The sequence below is a fragment of the Micromonospora sp. D75 genome, from assembly GCF_018070405.1.
In the GTDB taxonomy this organism is placed as follows: Bacteria; Actinomycetota; Actinomycetes; order Mycobacteriales; family Micromonosporaceae; genus Micromonospora; species Micromonospora chalcea.
The window spans coordinates 1-3544 of the sequence record NZ_JAGPXV010000615.1 but is presented as its reverse complement, the minus strand read 5'-3'; the positions used below and the strand labels follow the sequence as shown (position 1 = coordinate 3544).

At 76.6% G+C, this 3544-nt stretch carries 1 protein-coding gene; it reads right to left on the bottom strand.

The window, feature by feature from the left end:
• On the bottom strand, positions 1–3036 hold a 3036-nt coding region (locus KBX39_RS26510), incomplete at its 3' end, for a BTAD domain-containing putative transcriptional regulator (protein WP_210873061.1).
• Positions 3037–3544 lie beyond the last annotated feature (508 nt).

Below are 3544 nucleotides of genomic sequence, written 5' to 3'. Positions count from 1 at the left end.
CCCCCCCGCCGCCGCCTCGATCCGGGGCACGTCGGGGTGGGTGCGGTCGGGCTGGCCGCGTACCGCGGTGGCGGCGCCGAGCAGCCGCGCCGCCTGGTCCGGCCGGTCCAGCCGCACCGCCAGGTCCGCTACACCGACGAGCACCTGCGCGGTCAGCGGCGCGTAGCCCCCCTCGCGCGCCGCGCGGCACGCCGCCGCCCGATGGGTACGCGACAGCTCGACGTCCTCGGCCAGGTAACCCAGCAGATCCTGGGTGCCCGCCCGGACACTGGCCAGGTCCGCCTCGTCGCCGAGCAGCGCCGACACGGACCGCAGCTGCGCGTACGCCTCGTCCGCGTCACCGTCGTGGCGGGCCAGGTACGCCCGGACCAGCGCCAGTTCGGCCAGCGCCCCCGGCCAGGCGACCCCGGCGGCGAGCCGGTGCGCCTCGGCCAGCGCGTCGGCGCTCGCCGCCTCGTCGCCGCCCAGCCGGTACAGCCAGGACAGCCGTGCCCGCATCCGGATCACGTCCTCGACGGCGCCGACCTCGGTGACCGCCGTGACCGCCTGCTCGTAGTAGTCGCAGGCGGCGGCGACGTCACCGCGCACGGCGATCAGCTCGGCCAGTTCGCTGAGCGCGAACGAGACCCCGAAGCGTTCGCCCACCGCCCGGAACTCGGCGAGCGCCTGCCGCAGGCACGCCTCCGCCTGCGCCGCCTCCATGCCGAGGATGACCCGCAGCTTGCCCAGGTGCAGCCGGGCCAGCGCGCGTACCCACGGATCGTCGTGGTCGAGCAGCGACTCCCAGGCGGGCAGCAGCGCGTCCGGTTCCCGCAGCATCCGCTCCATCGGCACGACCAGGGCCAGCTCCGGGTGGCCGCCGCGACCCTCCCCGCTCAGCCGGTACGCCTTGTGGATCCACTCGGCCGCGTGCTGCGCGTCGCCCGGCCCGGAGCTGAGGAACAGCACCACCAGTCCGTACACCACGGCTCGGGTGTCGTCGGGCACGTCGCCGGGCGCCTCGGTGGCCGCGATGATCAGTTCCATGCCCTCGGTGCGGTGTCCGCCGAGCCACCAGTACCAGCCGGCGCCGGCCGCGAGCCGCATCGCCTCGGGTCCCTCACCTGCGGCGAGCGCGCCACGCATCGCGGCGGTGATGTTGTCGTGCTCGGCTTCCAGCCGGGCGAGCCAGGTGAGCTGGTCGGCGCGGCGCAGCCGCGGCTCGGCGGTCTCGGCCAGCGCGGTGAAGTACGCCAGGTGCGCGCGGCGCGCGGTGTCCGCCTCCCCCGCCTCGGCGAGCCGCTGCGCGGCGTACTCCTTGATCGTGCCGAGCATCCGGTAGCGCGGCGCGACGTCGCCGGCGGCGACCAGCAGCGACTTCTCGGTCAGCGCGGTGAGCAGGTCGAGCACGTCGCCCGGCGCGACGGTGCCGCCGGCGCAGACCCGCTCGGCCGCGTCCAGGCCCGCCCCGCCGGAGAACACCGACAGCCGGCGCAGCACCGCGCGTTCGGCGTCGCTGAGCAGTTCCCAGCTCCAGTCGACCATTGCGCGCAGCGTCCGGTGCCGGGGCAGGGCGGTCCGGCTGCCGCCGGTGAGCAGCCGGAACCGGTCGTCGAGCCGGGTGGCGAGCTGGTCGACGGACATGGCGCGCAACCGTGCCGCCGCCAGCTCGATGGCCAGCGGCATGCCGTCGAGCGCGCGGCAGATCCGCGCCATGGTCGCCGACGTGTGGCCGTCGTACGCCAGGTCGCGGCGGACGGCGGCGGCCCGGTCCCGCAGCAGGCGGACGGCGGGCGACGACTCGACCTCGGCGGCAGTGGCGTCGCCGCCGGGCAGGCCCAGCGGCGCGACCGGCCACAACGCCTCCCCGGTGATGCCCAGCGGCTCCCGGCTGGTGGCCAGGATCCGCAGCCGCCGGCACTCGCCGAGCAGCCGGTACGCCAGCGCCGCCGCCGCCTCGACGACGTGTTCGCAGTTGTCCAGGATCAGCAGCATCTCCCGGTCCCGGATCGCCGCCACCAGCCGGTCGACCGGCTCCGCGCTGCCCGCGTCGCCGAGCAGCGCGTCCCGCAGGCCGAGCCCGGAGATCGTCGCCTGCACCACGTCCCCGTCGGCGCTGACGGCCGCGAACTCCACCAGCCACACGCCGTCCGGCAGGTCGCCGGTCAACCGGCGCCCGGTATCGGTGGCCAGCCTGGTCTTCCCCGAGCCGCCCGGGCCGGTGAGCGTGGTGAGCCGGTGCTCGGCCACCAGCGCACCGACCGCGGCGAGGTCGGCGTCCCGGCCGACGAAGCTGGTCAGCTCGGCGCGCAGGTTGGTCCGGCGGGTGTCCTCCCGGCGTACCGTCTCGCCGCGCAGCAGCGCGACGTGCAGCGCCGACAGTTCCGGTGACGGGTCGGCGCCCAAGGCGTCGGCGAGCGCGTCGGCGGTGCGCCGGTAGACGAGCAGCGCCTCGGTGTCCCGGCCGGCGGCGACGAGCGCGCGCATCAGCGCCATGGCGAGCCGCTCGCGCACCGGATGGGCGGCCACCAGGTCGGTCAGCTCCGGGATCAGGTCGGGCCCGGTCTCCGCGTCGTACCGGTCCTCGGTTGCGGTCAGGCGCAGCCGTTCCAGCCGGGTGGCCGCCGCGTCGAGCGCCGGGCTGTCGGGCAGGCCGATGTCGCGCAGCGCGTCGCCGCGCCACAGCCCGAGCGCCTCGCGCAGCAGCCGTACCCGCTGCGGCCCGTCGCCGTCGCGGGCCCGCAGCAGCAGGCGTTCGAACCGTACGGCGTCGACGGCGTCGGGCTCGACGGCGAGCCGGTAGCCGTCGGGCAACCCGTCGACGACGCCCGCCGGCAGCGCCTTGCGCAGCCGGGAGACGAGGCGTTGCAGCGCGTTGGCGGCGTCGGCGGGCGGGTGTTCGCCCCAGATCCAGTCGACGAGCGTCGCCTTCGGGACCACCCGGCCGGGCTGGAGCGCGAGGGCGGCCAGCAGCCCGCGCAGCCGCGCGCCCGGCACGTCGGCCGGGACACCGGCGTCCGTGGTGACCTGGAACGGCCCGAGCAACCCGATCTGCACCCGGCCGATCCTGCCACGCCCTGCGATTCGATCCGGTCCGCCGGGCGCGGGGGTCAGGTGGCCAGGCGCAGGTGCCGGCGCTGCCGCACCGCGGCGGCCCTCACCTGGTACGGGGCATCCCCGGGCGGCGGATCCTGATAAGTTGCGCGCTCCGCACGGGTTCGACGGGGGAATGCGCATGTCCGACACGGGGGCCGGATCCGATCAGGGAGCGGCGGGGGACGCGGAACAGCGGGCCGAGACCGCCTGGATGCCGCCGGCCGGCGAGCCGTCGGCCGATCCCGGCCCGCCAACGCCGCCCACTGCGGCTCCAGGTTACGAGCCGCCCACGGCCGCTGTGGGTTATGGGCCGCCCACTGCGGGCCCGTCGTACGGACCGGCCACGCCGTACGGGCCGTACCCGCCGCCCGGTCCGCCGTCGACCGGCCGCAACCGTGGTCTGGTCATTGCCGTCGCGGCGCTGAGCGTGTTGCTGCTGGTGGCGTGCTCGGGCCTGGTCGGCGGCGCG